We start from the raw sequence: 23,435 nt of genomic DNA on the forward strand, positions 1-23,435 counted from the left end.
TGTGCGGATATGCGTATCGATAGCATAGGTCGGTGCGGATTGCGCCGGCCTCGATCGCGGGAGGCAGACAGCGCCATGCCCCATGAGCTCGATTCCCATGACCTCGATCCCCTGATCCTTGATCTCCTGGAATGGATCGCGCGCGAACCCAGATCCCATGCCGACGTGCTCGATGCATGGCGGACGTCGTGCCCGCGACTGACGGTGTGGGAAGACTGCATCGACCGCGGATTTGCCACACGCATGCACATCGCCGGACATGGCTCCGTCGTTCAAGTGACGGCCGCAGGCTTGTCCTTCCTGCAACGGCATGGACGCGTCATGCCAAAGACGCCAGCCTTGACCACCGCAACTAGTCCAGCGGCATCGTAAGCTGCGCGCCTTCATCGGCCACAAACACTGCGATCAGCTCGGCCGGCTCCGTATTGCTCGCATTGGCCGAGACGAGATGCGTCGAGCCCGGCGGCTCGAAGAATGACTGCCCAACCTTGAAGATTTCGACCGGACCGCCGCCGAGCTGCGAGCGGATCTCTCCCTTGGTGATGTAGGCTGTCACCGTGCCGGAATGACGATGCGGCGCGCTGAAGCCGCCGGGTCCATAGGACACGCGTACAATGGTCACGCGCTTTCCCGGCACATTCGGCAGCGCATGCGATGTGATCAGTTCCACCGCATCGCCGGGATTGGCGCTGGAGCCAGCGTTGACGGCGCAAAGCGGCGCCAGAACAATCGACAAGGCGTCCATTGTCGCCGGAAGTGCCTTGCCAAGGGCAATTGCACACATCAATCCTGCTGCAACAGCAACGGACACATAGTGGGCTTCAGGCAGCCTCGGTGCGACCGCATCGCATGTGATGGACATTCTTCGCTCCCCTGCCCGTCAGCCATTGTCCTGGCCGAACGCCTTGCGCATCGCGACATAGCCTTGCTGCTGCTGGCTCCAGTTGCGACCACCGGTGACACCGCCATCGACCACCAGATCGTTGCCATTGACGAAAGACGACTCGTCGCTGGCGAGGAAGACGGCGGCATGAGCGATGTCGTCCGGCAGACCAGCGCGCGGGATCGGCTGCGCAGCCTTGAATGCCTCGCGCATCAGCGCCGGCGTCTGCTCGGCTGCTTCCACCGATAGTCCCAGCGCCTTGCCGAAGATTCCGGTCGCGATGGCGCCTGGCGAGATGCTGTTGACGCGCACGCCGCTCTCACCGAGCTCCATCGCCACGCATTTGGTCAGATGGATGACCGCGGCCTTGGCGGCGCCGTAGACCACCGAGGACGAGTAGCCGGCGAGCCGGCCGGCAATACTGCCATTGTTGATGATGCTGCCCGAGCCCTGCTTCTTCATATACGGGGCGGCATGTTTCATGCCGAGCATGACGCTGCGTACGAGTGTCGCCATCGCCGTATCGAAACGATCGACATCGAGGCCTTCGATACCACCGGTTTGCGCCGGACCGCCGGCATTGTTGAACAGGCAATCGATGCGGCCGAATTTCTCGACCGCGTGACCGATCAGTGCACTCATCTGCGCTTCATCGGTAACGTCGGTCTGACGGAAACTGCAATTTGCGCCGAGCTTCAAAGCAAGCGCATTGCCTTCCGACGCACGACGCCCGGCAATCATAACTTTCGCACCCTGCGCGATGAAGATTTCCGCCGTACGGTATCCGATGCCGCTCGTTGCACCGGTGATGACTGCGACCTTGTTGTCGAGACGCCCCATATCGTTTCCCCGTTTGTTTTTATGGCCGGCATTTGACGCCCCGAACCTGCGCCCGCGCAAGGCGTATTTTGAGTCAGCGCGACTCGCAGCCCGCTGAATTTGCAGATGAAGCGGCGCACTTTCCAAGCCACAACCGTCGGAGAGTCCCGAGAATTACGATTAAGGAAGTTCTAAGACGCATCTGCGTATCGTGCAGCATTGTACCGCCATCCAAGCATGGCTCGCGATTGCTGGAGACCTTTTCCGTGAAGCTGCTCAATAACCTGCCGATTTCCGCCAAGCTTGGGCTTCTCGTCACCGTCACTCTGATCGGTCTCTGCCTCGCCGGCGTGCAGGCGACGCGCCTCGTCAGCGCTGAGATGCGCAGCTCTCGCATGGAGCAGGTTCTCGCCATCGTCGAAACGGCGCGCAACATGGCGCTCGGTCTGCAGAAGCAGGTGACAGCCGGCGAGTTGACGAAGGATGCCGCGATCCAGGAATTCGTCAAGCGCGCCCGCACAATGACTTATGACAAGGGCAACGGCTACGTCTTCTCCTATGACATGAACGGCATCGCGCTGGTGACGCCGGATCCGAAACAGTTCGGCACCAACCGGCTGGACGTCCCGACCAACGGCCGTGCGCTGACCCGCGAGTTGCGCGACGGCGTCGCCGCCAAGGGTGATGTCACGCTGTATTACGAATACATGAAGCCGGGCACGACCGAATTGATCCGCAAGTTCTCCTATGCGGTTGCCGTGCCCGACTGGAATCTGTTCGTCGGCACCGGCGCCTATCTCGACGATCTCGATGCGAAGATGACGCCGATCATCTGGTCACTGGCGACAGCGATCCTCGGTATCGCGGTCATTGCCGGTCTGATCGCCTGGTTCATCGCCCGCAGTATCACGAGGCCGCTGAGCCAGCTCGGCACCCGCATGCGGGATCTTGCTGACGGCAAGCTGGAAGCCGAGATTCCCGGCGCCGATCGTCGCGACGAGATCGGCGCGATGGCCACGACCGTGCAGGTGTTCAAGGACAATGCGATCCGCATGCAGGGCCTCGAGCAGGAAGAGGTAGCCGTCCAGCAGCGCGTCGCCGCCGAACGCAAGTCGGCGATGAACAGCCTTGCCGATGGCTTCGAGCAAAGCGTCAACGGCGTCGTGAAATCGGTTGCGACGTCCGCGGCCGGAATGCAGGCCACCGCATCGTCCATGACCAACACCGCAAGCGAAACCACCGATCGCGTCGCCAGCGTCAGCATGGCGTCCGAGAAGGCGCTGAACAACGTGCAGACCGTTGCCGCTGCAGCGGAAGAACTGACCGCTTCCGTCGAGGAAATCTCGCGGCAGGTCGCGCAATCGACCGAGATCGCGCGGCAGGCCGTTGGCGAAGCAGACCGAACCAACGCAACGGTTCAGCTCCTGTCCGGCGCAGCCGAGAAGATCGGCGTTGTGGTGCAGCTGATCGACACGATTGCAGCACAGACCAACCTCCTGGCGCTCAATGCCACCATCGAGGCTGCCCGCGCGGGTGAAGCTGGGCGTGGCTTCGCGGTTGTCGCCTCGGAAGTGAAGGCCCTGGCAACCCAGACAGCCAAGGCGACGGAGGAAATCTCGGCGCAGGTTGCCAGCATGCAATCGACGACTGGAGATGCCGTCTCGGCAATCGGCAATATCAGTGCGACCATCGAGAAGATGAGCGAGATTTCGATGGCGATTTCATCGGCTGTCGAGGAGCAAGGCGCTGCGACCCGCGAAATCGCCCGCAACATTCAGGCCGCAGCCACGGGCTCCAGCGAAATCGCCACCAATATCGGCAGCGTCAACGCAGCAGCCTCCGCCACGGGACAAGCGGCCGGCCAGGTGCTCAGCGGCGCGCGCGAGCTCGACGGGCAGGCCAGCATGCTGCAATCGGCGGTGACAGACTTCCTGACCAAGGTTCGCGCGGCCTAAATCAGGCGAGCGATCGAAACCTTCGATCGATACGGGCCGTTCCGCTTACAGCGCGGGGCGGCCCGATGTCTTTTTGGCATTGCTTGCCAGCGTGGTCAGAGCTGCTTCATCCGCAACGGGACGCTGCGTAGCTGCCAGCAGCGGCGCGTCGACATATTGCCGGATGCCGTTGTGATCCATCACGAAGAGCGGCCGGGTGTTCTTCATGTTGACGTCCTCGACCATCGCCATGCGACGGTTGTCGAGCATGAACCAGCGGCCATCGAGACGGGCGGCCGCAACAGCGTGGTCTTCCTGGCGCAGCGTATCGCGCAGGATCACAACGCGCAGATCCTCCGCGGCGACGCCCGCGGCACGCAGCGCGGTGAACTTGGCGATGGCGTAGTCCTCGCAATCGCCTGCGCCGGTGGCGAGCAGCGCCAGCGGCGAGCGCCAGACATCCGTTGCGCCATAGAGCACAAGATCATCACCGGGCCGAACCGCCAGATTGATAGCGCGATTGACCTCACCCATGCGGGCGCGACCATCGCGAGCACTGGCATCGCCGACGATATCCAGAAACTTCGCGGCCTCAGGCGAGCAGCGGACGGGTGTCTCGGCACAAAGCTCGACGGCAAGCTGCTCGTCGTCCTGCTCGCGTTCCACCCCGCGCCATTTGGCTTTGAGCTCGCCTTCCGGCAGCGCCGATGTGGTGAGGCCAAACGGCTCCGCAGGCCGTTCGACTGCGTCGATCGCCTGGTCAGGAAAGGCCGTTCCGGCCAGGAGATCCGTGGGTGCCGCGAAAATCGCCAGCCCCAAGGCCAGCACAGACGCGCAGCGCACCCGCGCAAAAGCAGAAGTCCACATCATAGACGCCCCGTCTGTCCGGGCATCGGCAAGCAGGGCTGCTCGCACGTGACCGGATCATTTGTGGGGCCATCTTGAGGCGGCTAATTTTCGACGAGATTAAAAGGGGTTAGCCGGGTCGGCGAAGTTCGCGGACAGGCTGAAGGGGGGCTAACCGGCTTGACGACAATTTTATCGAAATGGCCGAAAGGCTCGCACGAGAGGGATTATATTACCTCACGCATTCGTTCCAGCGGCGTCGATTTCCGGAACCGGGAACACAGCCCGAACTCGGAACATCGTTAACGAAAATTCACTATATGGATCAGTGGCATCCGGATGATTTCACAAAGCGGGCGATAACTTGAAAAAGTGATGCGCAGACGTCCACTATCGCATTGCACCCCGCAGTGGTATGCATGGCTCGCAAATTAGCTAATTAATAACCATAACCATGCGCGGTAGAAATTGAACTACGCGGGTCCATTCGATTTTTCGCAATCTGGCGATGCTCCGGCCGAACCAACGGCTGGCGGCGGCAGTATTGGCCATACGTTTTCCGCTCATACGGCCGGTTCCGCGATTGTCGTGCAGGATGCTAACCTGCTGTTCTCCGGCGACTACAAGCGCTCCGGCGTCGATCTCGTGCTGTCCAAGGACGGGCACGAACACGTCGTCTCCGATTATTTCAAGGGTTCGCTGCGCGCAGCTCTGTCGTCGCCCGATGGCGCGCAGCTGTCCGGCGACCTCGTCACCGCCCTTGTTGGTGAAGTGCAGGTCGCGCAGCTCGGCGGCGGTGCCACTGCCGCCGCGCAAGTCATTGGCACCGTCAGCAAGCTAGCCGGCAGCGCAACTGCGATCCGCAATGGCGTCTCCGTGATGCTCAATGTCGGCGATCAGGTGCAGAAGGGCGACGTTGTCCAGGCCGGCGGGGACTCATCGCTGACCATGACTTTCATCGACGGCACCGTGTTTGGCCTCTCGGCCAATGCACGCATGGTGCTGAACGAGATGGTCTACGATCCCCAGGGATCGGCGAACTCATCCTTGCTCAGCCTCGTGCAGGGCACGATCACTTTCGTTGCCGGCGAAACTGCCAAGCATGGCAACATGCGCGTCGATACGCCCGTTGCCACCATGGGCATTCGCGGCACCGCCGTACTGGTCGAAATCGGTTTCGAGGTGCCCGGACAGGGCGGCGCACCGCCGGTGAAATTCCAGGTTCTGGTCGAGCCCAACGGCGTGACCGGCTCTTATGTGCTGTATAGCAAGACCAGCGGCCAGGCGATCGGCACCGTCAATGCGGCCGGTCAGGTCACCAGCGTGCTCGGCAATGGCGATACATCCACAGGCATCGCCGATCCGCTGACGCCGATCGCACGGGCGATCATTGAGCAAACGCTGCAGACCTATTTCCCGAACTACGTTCCGAACGCCAATCCGCGCAGCGGACCCGGCGGCGGTTCATCTCCGGGCGATCCTAATTCCGGCACCAGTCCGGATCCCTTGAAATTCATTATTCCGGATTTTCTGCCGAACCAGCCCTACACCGTCCCGATCAAGCTGCAGGGCGATGGTTCTACTACGCCACCGATCGATGTTACCTTCACGCGCTTCAACACCGCGCCGATCGTCACCGTCGCTCCGGTTGTCGTGATGCTGCCGGTCGACAAGACCAGCTTTGAAATCAGGGATCAGGTCCAGATCACCGATCCCGACAGCGGCGACGTTGCGACACCCTATGTGCCGGGCACCGCGCATATCATTTCGGCGAGCGGCCCGAGCGGCACACCCACGTCGCTTGACCTCAAATCGCTGGTCACCGTCGATCCACAAACCGGTCATGTCAGTTACGATCCGGCAGCGTTCAAGTTCCTCGCTGCCGGACAGAAGGCCGTCTACACCATCGGCTTCGACAGCCAGTCCGGGCCGGATACAACCCATGAGACGCTGACCTTCACGGTCGACGGCTCCAATGATGCGCCGGTCGTTGCATCTGCGCTGACAGCCGCCGCAACGCAGAGCACTGCCGCCCAGAGCTTCGATTTGCTCGCCGGCGCGTCCGACGCCGATCTCGGCGAAACCGCGACGTTGACCGTGAGTGGTGGGAAATTTTCACTGAACAATGGTGCGCCGACCAACACGCATGTCGGCGTGACGCTCAACGGCACCACGCTGGAAATCGCTCCGAACGCATTTTCCTATCTCGGCGAAGGCCAGACCGCGACCCTCAAGGTCACCTATAATATCATCGATGCGCATGGCGCGAGCGTGGCGCAGACCGAGACGATTATGATCACGGGCGTCAACGACGCGCCGGTGATCACCGGCTCGTCGATCGCGGTCGTCCTCGGCGGCGTTACGGTGCTGAGCGATACAAGCTTCACGGTCAGCGATCCCGACGGAACGACCGACTTCACTTTCACGGTGAGCAACGTCACTGGCGGCACATTCGAAGTGTGGGACGGCTCCGCATGGGTGCCGGTGACGAATTCCGTGTTTCAGCTCCTGAGTGTAACCAACGAGACGGACTCCTCCGAGACCTCCTACACCTTCACGAGCTACCAACTCACCCAACATCATGTCCGTTTCGTCAGTGACGGCAGCACGAGTCAGCCCACCTTTACGGTGCAGGTCGACGATGGCAGCAGCCACAACAATCTCAGTGCCCCCTATGAGGGCACGGTCGCGCCCGGTAAGAACCACGCGCCGGTTGTCGAGGGTGATGTCGCGCTCACGGCCATCGCGGAAGACCACTGTCTGGTCATCACAGAAGCGCAGCTGCTGGCAAATGCTACAGATCTCGACGGCCAAACGCTGCACGTGACCGGCCTTGAAATTGCGAACGGCTGCGGAACGCTGACATATAACGGGGACGGCACCTGGACCTTCACGCCCGCGTCCGATTTCAACGGGCCCGTGTCATTCACATACGAAATCTCCGACGGTGTGACATCAGTTCCCGGCAGCGCAGCGTTCGACGTCACGCCGGTCAATGATTTGCCCAGCGGAAAGGTCACGATCGCCGGAACGTTCCAGGAAGGCGCGACGATCACCGCCCAGACCGGCAGCGTGGCCGATGTCGATGGGCTGGAGACGTTTCACTATCAATGGTACCGCTCGAGCCCCGGCTCCAATGGACCTGTCGCGATTTCGCAGGCCACGGGTAGCAGCTACGTCCTCACATCCGCAGATGTCGGTGTGACCGTCTATGTTATCGTCAGTTACACCGACGGCGGTGGAACCGCCGAACTGGTTGCCAGTGGCCCAACCGATGTGATCATCGCTGCACCGCCGCCCTACGGCGCGTCCAACTATTGGACTGGCGCCGTCAACAGTGACTGGAACACGCCGGGCAACTGGTCCCTCGGAATCGTCCCGACGGCAGACGAGATCGTCTACATCAATACTGGGACAGTTACCTTCAATCTCAACGGCCTGCTGGAAATCGCCGGGCTTCACATCGGTGCCCAGGCCGAGCTCGATTTGACCGGCACCGGAACGCTGAATGTCACCGGCACACTGGTGAACGACGGCGATATCCAGCTCGCACCGGGCACGACGCTCGAAGTCCACGGCGTCGTGCAAAACACCGGCACGCTGCTGGTCGATGATCACACGGCCGGCGCAACCCTGCTGATCCATGGCACGGTCACGCTCGATGGCGAAGGCACCGTGACGCTCGACGGAAGCGCCGACCGGATCACCGGCGACTCGCTCAGCTCGAAACTCATCAATGCCGACAACACAATCAACGGCTATGGCAAGCTCGGCGACGGCAAGCTCAGCATCGTCAATCAATGCGACGGCAAGATCATCGCATCCGACTGCTCGCACGCACTGATTATCGACACCGGCAAGGGCAGCCTGATCAACTTTGGTTTGATCGCGTCGATGGCCACCGGCGGTCTCGAAATCAAAGGCGATCTGGTCAATTACGGGACCATCGAAGCCTATGCCGGCCTGTTCGAGATCGGCGGCAATGTCACCGGCCACGGCACCGCGAAAATCAGCGGCGGCAATCTCGAATTCGGCGGCTGGTCGGATGCCAATGTGACATTCTCCGGCGTCAGCAGCGACGAATTGATCCTCGACCGTGGCTCTCACTTTGTCGGCACGGTATCCGGTCTGTCCTATGGCGACACGATCGACCTGAAGGGCATCTCGCCCTGGCAGCTCTGGTTCGACCAGCACGACGGCGTCGTCGATGTGCATTACGGCTGGGGTAAGAACGACTATTTCACGCTGACCGATCCAGGCGTGCTGAAACATCTCGACATCGACTCCGACCATCACGGTGGCACCGAGATGACCTGGAGCAATGACGCGCCCGACATCAATACGTCGTCGGCTGAGCTTTCCAAGCTCCACGACGGCTATTTCAAGATTTCCGACGTGTCCGTGTGGGACAAAGATTGGTCCAGCGGTGAGAACTATAAGCTGGACATCAACGGCACGGCGGTGAAGTCGGGATCACTCTCGTCTATTGATCATTATCTCGAAGATGGTTTCACCTTCAAACCAACCAGTTCGGAAACGCCTCAAGCCACCGTTGCGGTCACCATCACTGACGGCTTCGGCGCAAGCGAACATGTCAATTTCATCTTCAATACAGCACCTCTCCAGTCCAATACGCAGGTGTCACTGAACGGCACGGATGGAAAGGACGTCATCTTCGCAACGGCCAACAAAGATATGCTGACGGGTGGCCACGGCTCGGATCAATTCGTCTTCGGGTCGCATAGCGGATCGATCGATAAGGATATCGTCACGGACTTCGAAGTCGGCACTGACAAGATCGTGCTCGACCACATTCGTGGTGTGCCCAATCTTTCAGGCCCCTTCGGCGATTTGAAGCTGACCCTTTGGGAACTGTCCGGCGGAATCGAGCAGAAGGGAAACAATACCCTGATCCATCTCGATGGCGGTGACACGCTGCAACTCAATAACGTGCACATGTCCCAGCTGCACGCCAGCGACTTCATCGTCCACCCCTATTCCAACGTGGCGTAACGCGGCACCGTTAACCGTCCCGCGGACAGCACCTGCACAAGTCGCCTGACTGATGGCATAATGGCTGTCAGATCGGGGCTTTGGGTGGCGCTTGGTACCTGACGAGCGACCGTCCGCATGATCCGCAAAGGTTTGACGATGCAGCGTGGCCTGTCACGAACCTCCAGCCTGCCGGCGCGGACCGAGCTTGGCGATGCCTTGCGGGCCTGCCGCGGCGCCTTTCTCGGCGTCGGGCTGATGAGCTGCATGATCAATATCCTGTATCTGACCGGCTCGTTCTTCATGCTCGAGGTCTATGACCGCGTGCTGCCAAGCCGCAGCGTGCCGACCCTCGTCGGTCTCATCGTCCTGGCCGGCGGCCTTTACGTGGCTCAGGGTATTCTCGACCTGCTGCGCGGCCGCATTCTGGTGCGGATCGGTAGTTCGCTCGACGAGGCGCTGAGCCCTCGCGTGTTCCAGACCGTGGTGCGACTGCCCCTCCTTGCCGGCGGACACAACGAAGGTCTGCAGCCGCTGCGCGATCTCGACAATGTTCGCTCGTTCCTCTCCGGCATGGGACCGAGCGCGCTGTTCGACCTGCCCTGGCTGCCGCTCTATCTGGCGATCTGCTTTGCGTTTCATCCGATGATCGGCGTCACCGCACTGGTCGGCGCCATCCTGCTGGTGGGCCTGACGATCCTCACAGAAATCATGACCCGCGAACCTGCGCGCGAGGCCAACGGCCTTGCGGCACGTCGCAGCGGGATTGCTTCGGCCAGCCGGCGCAATGCCGAAGTCGTCGTCGCGATGGGCATGGCCGGGCGTCTGACGCAACGCTGGCGCGAGGCCAACGAGACCTATCTGGCCGGCAATCAGCGCACCAGCGATGTGGCCGGCGGTCTCGGTGCCATCGCCAAGGTCATGCGCATGATCCTGCAATCGGCGGTGCTCGGCGTCGGTGCCTATCTCGTGATCAATCAGGAAGCCACCGCCGGCATCATCATCGCCGGCTCGATCCTCAGCGCCCGTGCGTTGGCGCCGGTCGATCTGGCGATCGCGCACTGGAAGGGGTTTGTCACCGCCCGGCAGAGCTGGCATCGGCTCAACGGGCTTCTATACGCCTTGCCGGATCAGGCAGCTGTTACTCAGCTGCAGAACCCGTCGCAGAAACTGACGATCGAAGGCGTCAGCATCGCACCGCCGGGTGAGCAGAAGATCACGGTCAGCGACATCACGTTTGCACTCGCGGCCGGCAACGGCCTCGGCATCATCGGACCGTCGGGCTCCGGCAAGTCATCGCTGCTGCGCGCGCTGGTTGGCGTCTGGAAGCCGGTGCGCGGTCATGTCCGGCTCGACGCCGCGGCGCTCGACCAATGGGCGCCCGACGATCTCGGCCGCCATATCGGCTACCTGCCACAGGACGTCGAACTGTTTGCAGGGTCCATTGCCGACAATATCTGCCGTTTCGATCCCGATGCGAAGGATGACGACATCATCACCGCGGCAAGGCAGGCCGGCGTCCATGACCTCATCGTCGGCATGCGCGAGGGCTATGATACGCAGGTCGGCGATCACGGCGGCGTTCTGTCCGCCGGTCAGGCGCAACGCATCGCGCTGGCGCGCGCACTGTATGGCGATCCGTTCCTGATCGTTCTAGATGAGCCGAACTCCAATCTCGACACCGAAGGCGATGAAGCGCTGACCAAGGCCGTGCGCGCGGCCCGGACGCGCGGCGCCATCGTCATCGTGGTTGCACACCGGCCGATCGGCATCGAAGGCGTCGACATGCTGCTGGTGCTGAAGGATGGTCGCATGCAGGCCTTCGGGCCGAAGGAGACCGTGCTGGGCCAGGTGCTGCAGCGCCCGGCAGCACAGCCGATCAAGATCGTCGCCGACGGCGGAGTAGCCAAGCCATGAGTGCGCCGCTGACAGGATCGCGCCGCTCGATCCGAATCCACCTCATTATCGGCCTCGTCGTTGTGCTCGTGCTCGCAGGCGGTTTGGGCGGCTGGGCGTCGACGGCGCAGATCTCCGGTGCCCTGATCGCGCCCGGCTCGGTGGTCGTCGATTCCAACGTCAAGAAAGTCCAGCACCCCACCGGCGGCGTCGTCGGCGAAGTGCGCGCCCGCGACGGCGACGTGGTGAAGGCCGGCGATGTCGTCGTGCGTCTCGACGACACCGTCACCAAGGCCGGCCTCGCCATCGTCACCAAGAACCTCAACGGGTTGTGGGCCCGTGCGGCGCGGCTGGAAGCCGAGCAGCGCGGCGTCGATCGTATTACGTTTCCACCGCAGCTTATCGAGCAGATCGCAGATGACGACGTGAAGAACGTCATCGCCAGCGAAACGAAACTGTTCAATGTGCGCTCGACCGGCCGCGTCGGCCAGAAGCAGCAGCTTCGCGAACGCATCGCGCAGCTCAACGAGGAGATCGCCGGCCTCACCGCGCAGGAGACTGCCAAGACGCGCGAAATCGCGCTCGTGGAAAAGGAATTGGTCGGCGTCCGCGGATTGTTCGATCAGCAGCTGGTGCAGATCTCGCGCCTGACCGTGCTGGAACGCGACGCCGCGCGCCTCGCCGGCGAACGCGCGCAGTTCATCGCCGCCCGCGCCCAAGCCAAGGGCAAGATCACCGAGATCGAGCTGCAGATTTTCCAGATCGACAAGGACCTCGTCAGCGAGGTCTCCAAGGATCTGCGCGAGACCAATGACAAGATCGGCGAATTCGTCGAACGCAAGGTCACTGCCGAGGACCAACTACGCCGCATCGACATCCGCGCGCCGCAGGACGGCATGGTGCTGCAGTCCACCGTGCATACGATCGGCGGGGTTATTACCGCAGGCGACGCCATCATGCTGATCGTGCCGCAGACCGACAATCTGTCGGTGGAGGCCCGGGTCAATCCGCAGGATATCGACAAGCTGCAGATCGGCCAGAAGACGCTGCTGCGCCTCTCCGCCTTCAACCAGCGCACCACGCCGGAGCTCAACGGCGCCGTCAGCCGCGTCTCGCCGGATACAACGACGGATCAGCGCACCGGGCAGAGCTACTACACGATCCGGATTTCGATGCCGGCATCGGAAGTCGCCAAGCTCGGCGATGTGCGCCTGATCCCCGGCATGCCTGTCGAAGCCTTCGTGCAGACCGGCGACCGCACCATGCTATCCTATCTCGCCAAGCCGCTAAGCGATCAGTTGATGCGCGCCTTCCGCGAGAAATGACCCGTCACCCATGAAGCGCATGCGGCGAGTGAGACGGCTGGCGCAGCGGTTCGGTTGGGCACGGGCGTTCTGTCTTGTCTTGCTGCTGGGCCTCGCACTGCTGCGCATCGCTGATCCACCCGCCATCGAGGAATTGCGGCTGCGGGTCTTCGATACCTATCAAGTGATCCAGCCGCGGCTGAAGACGGCGAAGCCCGTTACCATCGTGGATATCGACGAGAAGAGCCTCGCAAAATATGGCCAGTGGCCGTGGCCGCGCACGCGTATCGCCGAGCTTGTCACCAGGTTGAACCAGCTCGGCGCCGTCGTGACCGGCTTCGACATCGTATTCCCCGAACCGGACCGGCTGAATCCTGCGCTGGCGGCGGAGAGTTTTACGGGGCTCGATGACGAGACGCGCATCCGGCTGAAAGCATTACCCAGCAACGATCAGGTGCTGGCCGACGCCATTCGGCGCGGGCGCGTGGTGCTTGGCGAGTCCGGCCTGCCCTATATCGTTTCGGAACTCGATAAGTCTCTGCCCCTGACGGGATTGGCCATGCTCGGCGGCGATCCGCAGCCTTTCATGCTGGCGTTTCCCGGACTGATCCGGAATATCGACCTGCTGGAAAAGGCCGCCATGGGACGCGGCCTGTTCACCATCAGTCAGGAGCGCGACGGTCTCGTGCGCCGCGTGCCCGTGATGATGCAAGCGCAAGGCATAGTCATGCCGTCGCTGAGCTTCGAAATGCTGCGCGCCATCACCGGCACCGACACGATCCTGATCAAATCCGACCGCGCCGGCATCAAGAGCATTGCGGTCAAGGGTCTGGAGATTCCCACCGACAGCGAAGGACGGATCTGGGTGCATTTCGCCAAGCGCGATCCGAGCATCTATGTCTCGGCATCCGACGTGCTCGATGGCACGGTGCAACCCGGAATGATCGCACGGCATCTGGTGCTGATCGGCACCTCGGCGGTCGGCTTGCTCGACACCAAGACGACACCGCTCGATGCAGTGATTCCCGGCGTCGAGGTTCATGCGCAGGTGCTGGAGAGTGCGCTGACGAAGACCGTGCTGTCGCAGCCGGCCTACACGCGCGGCGCCGAACTGTGCATTGCGATCATTCTCGGCATCATCGTGATCTGGCTCGCCCCGATGTTCGGCCCCGTCACCCTTATCATCATGGGCGCCGTGTTTGCGGCGCTGCTCGCCGGTACATCCTGGTATTTCTACACGCAGCACCGCCTGCTGATCGACTTCACCTATCCCTTGCTCTCGACCACACTGATCTATCTCACGCTGATCTTCAGCAATTTCGTGCGCGAGCAGGCGCAGCGCCGCCGCATCCGCTCGGCCTTCAGCCAGTATCTGTCGCCGGCGCTGGTGGCTCAACTCGCGCAGTCACCGGAGAAACTGGTGCTCGGCGGCGAGGAGCGTGAGATGACCATCATGTTCTCGGACGTGCGCGGCTTCACCACAATCTCTGAATCCTACAAGCACGATCCGCATGGCCTGACCACGCTGATGAACCGCTTTCTGACGCCGCTGACCAATGCAATCCTCGATCGCAAGGGTACCATCGACAAATATATGGGCGACGCCATCATGGCGTTCTGGAATGCACCGCTCGATGACGATCAGCACCAGATCAATGCCTGCCATGCCGCGCTCGACATGCTGGATCGCATCGACGCACTGAACAAGCTGCGCCAGACCGAGGCCGAGAACGGCGGCCACGTCTATATCCCGATCAATGTCGGCATCGGCCTCAATACCGGCATCTGCGTGGTCGGCAATATGGGATCGGATCTGCGCTTCGACTATTCGGTACTCGGCGACAGCGTCAATCTGGCCTCGCGTCTCGAGGGCCAGTCAAAGGAATACGGCTTTCCGATCATCGTCGGCTCGAAGACCGCGCTCGCCGTCAAGGACAAGTTCGCCATTCTCGAACTCGACTTCATCATGGTGAAGGGCAAGAAAGAACCGGAAGTGATCTACGCCATAGCCGGACGCGAGGACGTGACGCATTCGGAACGCTTCCAGACGCTGCGCAACCTGACCATCGAGATGCTGGCTTGCTATCGTAGTCGCGACTGGGACGGCGCATTGTACGCCGTCGAGCGCGGCCGCAATTCCGATGTCGCGAATGCGCTCGAGAAGCTCTACGAGCTCTATGAGAAGCGCATCCGCGCCTATCAGGAGACCCCGCCACCAGCGGACTGGAACGGCTCGTTTGCATTGCTGTCGAAGTAGGGCACAATAGCAAAGCGCATTGCGCCACCGGGCTGTGGGTTACGCTGCGCTAACCCACCCTACAATCCACGGATCAAATCTCGCGCAGTGCCCGCATGCTGGGCACGCTGACTTCGGCGAGCTTCAGATTGTCTTCGTTCTGGTCGATCGCGACATATTGCCCGTCCCAATAGGTCAGCGCGGTGTGCGGAACCGAAGTGATGACATCGCGGACGCGGCCGATGACGATGGCGTGGGAGTGGCGCTCGATGACTTCCTCGACGTCGCAGTCGATTGCCGCAAGGCTGCCGGCCAGCAGCGGCACGCCGGTTGCCCGGGTCACCCATTGCGCGCCAACGAAACGTTCTGCGCCCTTCAATCCGCCCTTGCCCGAAAACCACTCGGCCACGTCGAGCTGATCAGCCGACAAAATGTTGACACCGAAGGCGCCGTAGCGCTGCAGCAGTGGCCAGGACGACGACTCCCTGTTGACGCTGACGATCAGCGTCGGTGGATCGACCGACAGCGACGAGACCGATGTCACCGTCATGCCCGTGATGTCTTTGCCACGCCCGACGGTGATGACGCTGACGCCGCCGGCCAGCACTCGCATGGCGCCACGGAATTCTTGCGAAGAGACCCCGCGATCAGAGGAAATCTCGCGATCGACGGTGATGTTACGAACGACGGAATTCATGGCAGCCTCGCAGGTCACAATAGTCTCACAAGCCAGTGGCGTCGGCTCCCGGGCCGAGCAGATTGCGCAGGATCGAACCTTCCAGCGCCGCAAGATCTGCCGAGCCGCGCTGCCGCGGCCGGGCGATATCGACATTGATATCGTGCGCGATGCGGCCGTCTTCAATCACAAGCACGCGATCCGCCAGCGCCACGGCCTCGGACACGTCATGCGTCACGAGAATCGAGGTGAAGGTCTGGTCATGCCACACGCGACCGAGCAACTGCTGCATCGAAATACGGGTCAGCGCATCGAGTGCGCCGAGCGGCTCGTCGAGCGCCAGCACACGCGGATGGCTGACCAGTGCCCGCGCCAACGCGACACGCTGCTTCTGGCCGCCAGACAACACGGACGGCCATTGATCGCGCTTCTCGGCGAGGCCGACTTCCGTCAATGCACTTTCAGCGCGTGCCTTGGCATCGGCCGATGTCCGGTCGGTCCCGAGGCCCACTTCCACATTCGAGAGCACGCTGGCCCATGGCAACAGGCGCGGTTCCTGGAACATCACGCGGATGTCTTCCGCGCGGGTTTCCTCACCAAAGCTGATCGTGCCGGCAGTCGGCGCGTCGAGGCCTGCGATCAGGCGGAGCAGCGTGCTCTTGCCACAGCCGCTCTGGCCGACAATGGCCACGAACTGGCCGGCAGGAATATGCAGATCAACGCCGCGCAGCACTTCATTGCTGCCGAAGGATTTGCGGAGACCGCGGATGGTGAGCGACAGACCGCGGGACTTCTGCTCGGACGGACGCCGCGCCTGCGTGGCGATGGCCTGTTCGAAATCGACGGGCACATCGATGACCTGTGCATCGGCATGACTGAGGCGAAGAGACTGTTGCACGGTCATTTCAAATTCTCGCTTCCGAATTTCGCTCAATGTTTCTGAAAAGCCGGGTGCCAGGACAATGTCAGCCGTTCCAGCCCGCGCGAGGCGCTGTCGGCGACCTTACCCAGCAGCGCATAGATCAGGATGCTGAGCACCACGACGTCGATCTGCATGAATTCGCGTGCCTGCATCGCCATGTAGCCAAGGCCCGACGAGGCCGCGATGGTTTCGGCCACGATCAGCGTCAGCCACATGATGCCGAGCGCGAAGCGGACGCCGACGAAGATCGACGGCAGCGCACCCGGGAAGATCACGCGGCGGAACAGCTCGCTGTTGCTCATGCCATAGATGCGGCCCATCTCGATCAGTTGCGGATCGACGGTGCGGATGCCGTGCAGCGTGTTGAGATAGATCGGGAAGAATACGCCAAGCGCGACCAGGAACAGCTTGGCCGATTCATCGATGCCGAACCACAGGATGACGAGCGGGATCAGCGCCAGATGCGGCACGTTGCGCACCATCTGCAGCGTGGTGTCGGTGAGCTTGCTGCTGAGCTGAGACAGACCGTTGGCCAGACCGAAAGCAAAGCCGATGCTGCCGCCGATCAGGAAACCGACAGATGCGCGCCAGAACGACACCCAGATATTCTGGGCGAGTTCGCCCGAAATCAGCAGCTTCCAGCCAGCCAAGGCAACATCGGTCGGCGCCGGCATTACCCGCGCCGGCACGTAACCCGTGACGCAAGCGGCCTGCCAGACGAGCAGGATGACCAGTGGCACGATCCATTGAGTCAGGCCATCGATGCGCGGCAAGCGAAAGCTGCGAACGCGGGGAAGGATTTCAACAATGCTCATGATGGGGTGCCTGTTGGAATTACGAGGCGCTCTGCGCGCGGTGCTCATTGGCAACGATTTCACCGACCGGTCCGGTGCGCGTACGTAGCGATGTGACGTTGTCGTGCTGTTGCAGCGACAGCAGCGGAAAGACGAGCTCGGCGAAGCGATAGGCCTCCTCGAGATGCGGATAGCCGGACATGATGAATGTATCGACGCCGACGTCCTGATATTCCTTGATGCGCGCCGCCACCGTCTGCGCATCGCCAACCAGCGCCGTACCGGCACCACCACGTACGAGGCCAACACCGGCCCAGAGGTTCGGGCTGATTTCGAGCTTGTCGCGGCGGCCGCCATGCAGCTGCATCATGCGCTGTTGGCCGACCGAGTCCTGCCGGGCCAATGTCTTCTGCGCGTTGGCAATGACGTCGTCGGTGACATATTGAATGAGTTCGTCGGCAGCCTTCCATGCGGCTTCGTTGGTCTCGCGCACGACCACATGAAGACGGATGCCGAAAGACAGCTTGCGACCGCGCTTTTCGGCAGCAGCCTTGACGCGCGCGACCTTCTCGGCGACCAGCGCAGGCGGCTCGCCCCAGGTGAGATATTTGTCGACGGTGTCCACCGCCACATCGATGCCGGCATCCGACGAGCCGCCGAAATACAGCGGCGGGCGCGGCGACTGCACCGGCGGGAAGATCAGACGACCATCCTCGATCTGGATATGCTTGCCCTGGACATTGACGGTCTTGCCAGCCAGCAGGTCGTTATAGACGTTGAGGAATTCGCGGGTGACGGCATAGCGCTCGTCATGCGGCAGGAAGATGCCATCGCCCTTGTTCTCGACGGGATCGCCGCCAGTCACGACATTGATCAGGAGGCGACCGTTGGTGACACGGTCCAGCGTTGCGGTCATGCGCGCGGCGACGCTCGGCGATTGCAGGCCCGGCCGAACGGCCACGAGATAGCGAAGCTGTTCGGTCCACGGGGCCACAGCGGATGCAACCACCCATGAATCCTCGCAGCTGCGCCCCGTAGGCAGCAGCACGCCGAAATAGCCCAGCTGATCGGCGGCCTGCGCGATCTGACGGAGATATTTGAAGTCGATGTCGCGCGCACCATGGGTCGATGCCAAATAGCGTCCATCGCCGTGGGTCGGCAGGAACCAGAGAACATTGGCTTTGGATGGATTACTCATCGGCGACGTCTCTCTCGCATCGGGCGACCATTGCGGCATCGCGAGAGGATGGTGTCATGACATAAGTCTGTCGAGTGGCCCGGGAAAATAGCGACGTGCGCACTGTGACTTAGGTCGATGACGAGGCGTTCCTTTCAAACTTCCGGGCATATGCAGCGCATTTTTCTCCACCAATCCTGCATCCCGCAGCGATCACAACCGCGTGGGTTGGAATGCAAGAGCCCGACCCGCGATCAGCGCGACTGAGTGGAGAATTTCATGCTGAGATTGCGGCGCGCGACACTCAGATTGTTTTGCGCAAAGGCTCATCATGAGAATGATCGTACAGGCCGTCATTGAGCAATCTGGCGCTTTCGCCGCCGTCATTGACGCTTTGTTAATGACGTCAGCACCGCTACCGCTCCAAATCGTGCGGCATTTACACAACTACCCGCGTTTTGCGAACCGACTTAACCAAATCGACAAGGCGTTTTGCGAGGCTCGGCCACCATGCAGAACGCATCCACCTCAGGCTCGTCGGCCTCTCCAATGGACAGCGACCGCCCGACCGCAACCTCTTCCACCGAGGCTGCTACCGGATTCGTGGATAGCGATGCCGCACGCGAATTGGAGATGCTGCGCGAGATCGTACGCATGCTGCCGGCCTCCGTCACTGTGCAAGACGATCAGGGCGACTTTCTGCTGGTAAATGACGCCGCGGCAATCCAGTTCAATGCATCGGCAGACCAGTTCAACAGACCCGATCCGCAGTCGGATTTTCTGGTGCAGGCACTGACGCATCGACGCACGACTGCACTCGACCTGCTGCAGTCCGGCCGCTCCGCGGTGTTCGAGGAACGCGTCAATTCCGAACGCGACCGGCGCGTGTTCCTGACCACGCATCGCCCGGTGCGTATCGGTGACCGCAGCGTGATACTGTCCAGCGCCACCGATGTGAGCCGGCAGAAAGAGATGGAAGAAGAGCTGTTTCGTCGCGCCTATTACGACGAGCTGACTGATCTGCCGACGCGGCGTGTGATCGAGAAACATGTCGGCGACATCATTGGCCATTCCGGCGAGACATCACATTTTGCGCTGGCCTTCCTCGACATCGACAATTTCAAGCACATCAACGACTATTACGGTCATAGTGTCGGTGATGCGCTGCTGGTACAGTTCGCCAAGCGGCTGGCGCTCGACCTGCGCGGCACCGACATGCTGTCGCGGATTTCCGGTGACGAATTCCTGCTGCTGCTGAACCCGATCCAGAGCCAGCAGGAGGTCGCCGAATATCTGGAACTGCTGGTGCAGCGGCTGCGTGCGCCGTTCTTCATCGACGGCTCCGAAGTATTCGCTTCAGCCTCGATCGGCGTCAGCCTCTATCCCGAACACGGCCGCAACTACGACACGCTGCATCAGAACGCCGATATCGCGATGTATCGCGTGAAGAATGAGACCAAGGGCGCTGCGGTGTTCTTCGACTCCAGCATGGAGAGCGAGGCGCTGACCCGCATGGCCACCGAACAGTCGTTGCGGCTGGCGATTCTCGACAAGCGGTTCTGCTGCGCGTTTCAACCGAAGGTCGATATCCGCAGCCTGGAGATCAAGGGTATCGAGGCCCTGGTGCGGCTGCGTAACGACGATGGCGTGATCCAGGCACCCAGCACCTTCATCAATCTGGCAGTCGAACTCGGCCTGATTGACGAGCTCACCCATCTGGTGCTCGCCGAGATCATGAAGTCGATCGACCTGATCGACGAGACCTTCGGCGCCACCGCCAGTATCAGCATCAACGTCGCCGCCAAACAGGCTGGCAACCCGGAATTCATGCGCGCCTTTGCCAGGGCCATCGAGGAGACCGGCTGCCCGACGCGCTTCATGGTCGAAGTGACCGAAGACGCATTCGTCGCCAAGACGCATTTCCAGGACGACATCCTGCCGATGTTCCGCGCGCTCGGCGTCGGTATCTCCATCGACGATTTCGGCGTCGGCTATTCGTCGTTGTCGGCGCTGGCGGATATCACCGCCGACGAAATCAAGATCGACCGATCCTTCATTACGGACATCCACAAGCGCCCGCGCAGCCAAGGCATCCTCCGCGCCATCGAGTCGCTCAGCGAGGCGCTGGGCATGACCGTGATCGCCGAAGGCGTCGAGACCTTCGAGGAACTGGCCTATCTTCAGGCCGCGACCAAGATCCGCTATGCGCAGGGCTATTATTTCTCCAAGCCGATCTTTCTGGAAGAACTGCAGCCCCAGGCGCGCACCAGTAGCGACGTGCGCAGCGCACCATCGGCTCGCCCGGTAGCAGATCCCCGCCCGGCCTATTCCCGCGCCGGCGGCCGGGGCTATTGAGGCACCGCCCTCTCCCCGTCATTGTCATCCCGCAACCACATCCCATCTGTTAAGGGACTGAAAACCACGCGCTACGCATCACCAGAGAGTCCCCATGCCCGTCGTTCCGCTGTTTCTGAATATCCTCTGGATCGTGTTCGGCGGATTGGGGATGGCGGTCGGCTGGCTGATCGCGGCCGTTGTGATGGCCATCACCATCATCGGCCTGCCCTGGGCCCGCGCCGCCTTCAATATCGCCGCCTATACGCTGTTGCCGTTCGGCCAGCGCGCCGTTGACCGCGAGGCCGTCACCGGCCGCGGCGACATTGGCACCGGCGTTTTCGGCCTCCTCGGCAACATCATCTGGCTGGTGCTGGCAGGCTGGTGGCTGGCGATCGGCCATCTCCTGGCGGCGCTGGCCCTGGCGATTACCATCGTCGGCATCCCCTTTGCCTGGGCACATCTGAAGCTCGCCGGCATCGCACTCTGGCCGATCGGCAAGGTCATCGTACCGGCCTAACGCGCATTGCGTTGAACGAATTCAAATTTTCTCGTTGAGACTGCGCCGCGCATACGCGTGATTAACTATTTCGCTCAATGGTGAAACGAGGTGGGCCTCGGGCGCCGGAGTGATTATGCGTAAACTTCCTTTTTTGATCGTTGCAGGTTCTTTCACGGCGGTTGTCGCCGCGGGCGCTGGCGCCTGGCATTTCTTCGGGCCCGCCGGCGCTCAGACCAGTGCGAAAGCCGATAAAGGCGAGCTCACCACCGCCTCGATCGACACGCGCGCGCCGAAGTCGAATTCGACCGAACCGCCGCCGCGCGTGCAGGCTGTCGCAGCCGCACCGGCTGCCATGCCCGTGGCTCCCGCGGCGGAAAAGCGCCCGACCATCGCCAAGCCCGTCTGCAACAATCCGAACGCGCTCGGCGTGTCACGCACCGTGCAGATCGACACCACCGGCGGCCCCGGCCTTGGCATGTCGCAATATCGCGACTACGACTTCCTGCAGCCCGGCGAAGTCGTGCTGACCTTCGACGACGGCCCGTGGCCGGTGACCACGCCTGCCGTGCTGGCTGCGCTCAGCGCGCAATGCGTACAGGCCGTGTTCTTCCCGATCGGCAAGCATGCCACCTGGCATCCCGCGGTGTTGAAGCAGGTGATCGCGGCTGGCCATTCGGTTGGCACCCATACCTGGTCGCACCAGAATCTGGCGACCAAGACCCCGCAGGAAGCCAAGGACGAGATCGAACGCGGCATCAGCGCCATCACCCTGATGGCCGGCCAGCCGCTGTCGCCCTTCTTCCGTTTCCCGCAGCTGCGCCAGAATGCGGAGCTGAAGGCATATCTCGCCGAGCGCAACATCGCCGCCTTCTCCATCGACATCGATTCTGAGGACTTCCGCATCCACAATGCCGGCAAGCTGGTCGCCTCGGTGATGGAAAAGCTGAAGAAGAAGGGCAAAGGCATCATCCTGATGCACGACCTGCATAAGTGGTCTGCGGCTGCCGTGCCGGACCTACTCGCCCAGCTCAAGGCCGGCGGTTACAAGGTCGTGCATATCCGCGCCAAGGACACGCTGCCGACGATCGCAAGCTACGACGCCGCCATCGCCGCCGAGCTGCAGCCAGTGAAAACCAGCAATGCGCGCCCGATTTCCAACGTGATCCAGACGGTCGACTAACACCTGATCCACTCGGGTTGAACCCAATCGAGGCCGGGGCGGCACCGCTGCCCCGGCCTTTTTGTGTTTCGTGGCAAGGCGCGCGGCGAAACAAAACGATCCCCCGACGAAACCATTATCCACCTCGACGCAGACCGCCTGAAACCGGGCATGGTTATTCATCTGTCCAACGAAGCGGCATACAGCGCCGCCCAACAGGGACAGTCACATGCGCATCATCGGTTTCATCCTTGCCTTCTCGTTCGCCTTTGCCGGCCCGTCATTCTCTGGCACCGCGATGAACGACCTGCCGGGTATCGGCACCTTTTCCTACAACGGCGCGCAGATCGCCCCTGATACGGCGACCGCGAAATTCGCCTATCTGACGCTCACGCGTCGCGCCTAATCGCACCGCTCCCCTCCGATATCCCCAGACACAGAAAGCCATCACCATGACCTCATTCAGCGCAAATCTGATCGGACACACCCTCAAGGCCGCCACTGTCGGCGCAATCCTGATGCTGTCGGCGACGGCGAGCCATGCCCAGTCGGCGAGCCCTTTTGCCGGCTTTGACGGATCGTGGAGCGGCAGCGGCACCGTGTCGCTGTCGGATGGCTCCTCCGAACAAATTCGCTGCCGCGCCACCTACAACGTCGTCGGCGGTACCGCGCTGAAACAGTCCCTCCGGTGCGCCAGCGACAGCTACAAGTTCGAACTCAGCAGCGATGTGAAGAGCCAGGGTAATCAGGTGACCGGCACCTGGGGCGAAGCCAGCCGCAATATCTTCGGCAATCTGCAGGGCAGCGCCGGCGGTGGCCAGATCGATGTCTTCGTCGAGGCCGCCGGCTTCGCCGCCAACCTGACGCTGACGACCAAGGGCAACAAGCAGCTGGTCTCGATCAGCTCCAAGGGTCAGATCCGCGACGTCTCGATCAATATGATCCGGAGCTGAGGCAGAAC

18 protein-coding genes are annotated in these 23,435 nt (G+C 61.8%); 11 read left to right on the forward strand and 7 right to left on the reverse strand.

All coding sequences use genetic code 11. The features are described from left to right. Window positions 1-75: 75 nt before the first annotated feature. Window positions 76-372, forward strand: a complete 297-nt coding sequence (locus HP556_RS26585; protein WP_120287516.1) for a hypothetical protein — start codon at window positions 76-78, stop codon at window positions 370-372. Here the strand turns inward: HP556_RS26585 and HP556_RS26590 are convergent. Together HP556_RS26590 and HP556_RS26595 are read right to left on the reverse strand one after the other, a co-directional pair. Next, window positions 353-862 carry a cupin domain-containing protein gene (locus HP556_RS26590; protein WP_175369187.1) on the reverse strand — a complete coding sequence of 170 codons (510 nt, stop codon included), beginning with the start codon at window positions 860-862 and terminating at the stop codon, window positions 353-355. The genes HP556_RS26585 and HP556_RS26590 overlap by 20 nt on opposite strands. An 18-nt stretch (window positions 863-880) precedes the next feature. Beyond that, window positions 881-1,723 (reverse strand): SDR family NAD(P)-dependent oxidoreductase, encoded by an 843-nt coding sequence (locus tag HP556_RS26595; RefSeq protein WP_175369188.1) that lies wholly within the window; start codon window positions 1,721-1,723, stop codon window positions 881-883. Window positions 1,724-1,968: 245 nt separating this feature from the next. Between HP556_RS26595 and HP556_RS26600 the strand changes: the two genes are divergently transcribed. After that, a complete protein-coding gene (locus tag HP556_RS26600) occupies window positions 1,969-3,657 on the forward strand; it encodes a methyl-accepting chemotaxis protein (protein WP_175369189.1) in 1,689 nt (562 codons plus the stop codon). 45 nt (window positions 3,658-3,702) lie between these two features. On the opposite strand, the gene HP556_RS26605 is transcribed toward HP556_RS26600, so the two are convergent. Next, the gene (locus HP556_RS26605) at window positions 3,703-4,506 is read right to left on the reverse strand and encodes a transglutaminase-like cysteine peptidase (protein WP_309941994.1); all 804 of its coding nucleotides are present in this window, start codon (window positions 4,504-4,506) and stop codon (window positions 3,703-3,705) included. Between the two features lie 444 nt (window positions 4,507-4,950). Between HP556_RS26605 and HP556_RS26610 the strand changes: the two genes are divergently transcribed. The 4 genes from HP556_RS26610 to HP556_RS26625 all read left to right on the forward strand — a co-directional run bounded on the left by HP556_RS26610 (window position 4,951) and on the right by HP556_RS26625 (window position 14,931). Further along, window positions 4,951-9,495 (forward strand): cadherin-like domain-containing protein, encoded by a 4,545-nt coding sequence (locus tag HP556_RS26610; RefSeq protein WP_175369190.1) that lies wholly within the window; start codon window positions 4,951-4,953, stop codon window positions 9,493-9,495. Window positions 9,496-9,633: 138 nt separating this feature from the next. Next, window positions 9,634-11,391, forward strand: a complete 1,758-nt coding sequence (locus tag HP556_RS26615) for a type I secretion system permease/ATPase (protein ID WP_175369598.1) — start codon at window positions 9,634-9,636, stop codon at window positions 11,389-11,391. Continuing rightward, the gene (locus HP556_RS26620) at window positions 11,388-12,695 is read left to right on the forward strand and encodes an HlyD family type I secretion periplasmic adaptor subunit (RefSeq protein ID WP_175369191.1); all 1,308 of its coding nucleotides are present in this window, start codon (window positions 11,388-11,390) and stop codon (window positions 12,693-12,695) included. Before HP556_RS26615 ends, HP556_RS26620 begins: the two co-directional genes overlap by 4 nt. 10 nt (window positions 12,696-12,705) lie before the next feature. After that, window positions 12,706-14,931, forward strand: coding sequence for a CHASE2 domain-containing protein (locus HP556_RS26625; RefSeq protein ID WP_175369192.1), 2,226 nt, complete (start codon window positions 12,706-12,708; stop codon window positions 14,929-14,931). A gap of 73 nt (window positions 14,932-15,004) precedes the next feature. On the opposite strand, the gene HP556_RS26630 is transcribed toward HP556_RS26625, so the two are convergent. Genes HP556_RS26630 through ssuD form a run of 4 tightly spaced genes read right to left on the reverse strand, consistent with a single transcriptional unit; the run spans window position 15,005 to window position 18,500 of the window. Next, window positions 15,005-15,607 (reverse strand): flavin reductase family protein, encoded by a 603-nt coding sequence (locus tag HP556_RS26630; RefSeq protein WP_175369193.1) that lies wholly within the window; start codon window positions 15,605-15,607, stop codon window positions 15,005-15,007. A gap of 25 nt (window positions 15,608-15,632) precedes the next feature. After that, window positions 15,633-16,484 (reverse strand): ATP-binding cassette domain-containing protein, encoded by an 852-nt coding sequence (locus HP556_RS26635; protein ID WP_420878715.1) that lies wholly within the window; start codon window positions 16,482-16,484, stop codon window positions 15,633-15,635. Between the two features lie 32 nt (window positions 16,485-16,516). After that, on the reverse strand, window positions 16,517-17,323 hold the full coding sequence (gene ssuC / locus HP556_RS26640; protein WP_175369195.1) for an aliphatic sulfonate ABC transporter permease SsuC: 807 nt from the start codon (window positions 17,321-17,323) through the stop codon (window positions 16,517-16,519). 19 nt (window positions 17,324-17,342) lie between these two features. Then, window positions 17,343-18,500: an FMNH2-dependent alkanesulfonate monooxygenase gene (gene ssuD, locus HP556_RS26645; protein WP_068730429.1), complete on the reverse strand. Its 1,158-nt coding sequence runs from the start codon at window positions 18,498-18,500 to the stop codon at window positions 17,343-17,345. A gap of 612 nt (window positions 18,501-19,112) precedes the next feature. On the opposite strand from ssuD, the gene HP556_RS26650 reads away from it, so the two are divergent. From HP556_RS26650 to HP556_RS26670, 5 genes are all read left to right on the forward strand, one after another. Then, entirely contained in the window at window positions 19,113-20,834 is a 1,722-nt protein-coding gene (locus HP556_RS26650) for a putative bifunctional diguanylate cyclase/phosphodiesterase (RefSeq protein WP_246297939.1), read from the forward strand. A gap of 94 nt (window positions 20,835-20,928) precedes the next feature. After that, window positions 20,929-21,333: a YccF domain-containing protein gene (locus HP556_RS26655; RefSeq protein WP_093757646.1), complete on the forward strand. Its 405-nt coding sequence runs from the start codon at window positions 20,929-20,931 to the stop codon at window positions 21,331-21,333. Between the two features lie 115 nt (window positions 21,334-21,448). After that, window positions 21,449-22,495 carry a polysaccharide deacetylase family protein gene (locus tag HP556_RS26660; protein ID WP_175369196.1) on the forward strand — a complete coding sequence of 349 codons (1,047 nt, stop codon included), beginning with the start codon at window positions 21,449-21,451 and terminating at the stop codon, window positions 22,493-22,495. A gap of 208 nt (window positions 22,496-22,703) precedes the next feature. Next, on the forward strand, window positions 22,704-22,880 hold the full coding sequence (locus tag HP556_RS26665; protein WP_175369197.1) for a hypothetical protein: 177 nt from the start codon (window positions 22,704-22,706) through the stop codon (window positions 22,878-22,880). Window positions 22,881-22,926: 46 nt separating this feature from the next. Continuing rightward, complete coding sequence (locus tag HP556_RS26670; protein ID WP_175369198.1) at window positions 22,927-23,427, forward strand: hypothetical protein; 501 nt, start codon at window positions 22,927-22,929, stop codon at window positions 23,425-23,427. The last annotated feature ends 8 nt before the right edge of the window (window positions 23,428-23,435 follow it).

Origin of the sequence: Tardiphaga robiniae (assembly GCF_013359755.1) — a bacterium.
Classification (GTDB): Bacteria; Pseudomonadota; Alphaproteobacteria; order Rhizobiales; family Xanthobacteraceae; genus Tardiphaga; species Tardiphaga robiniae.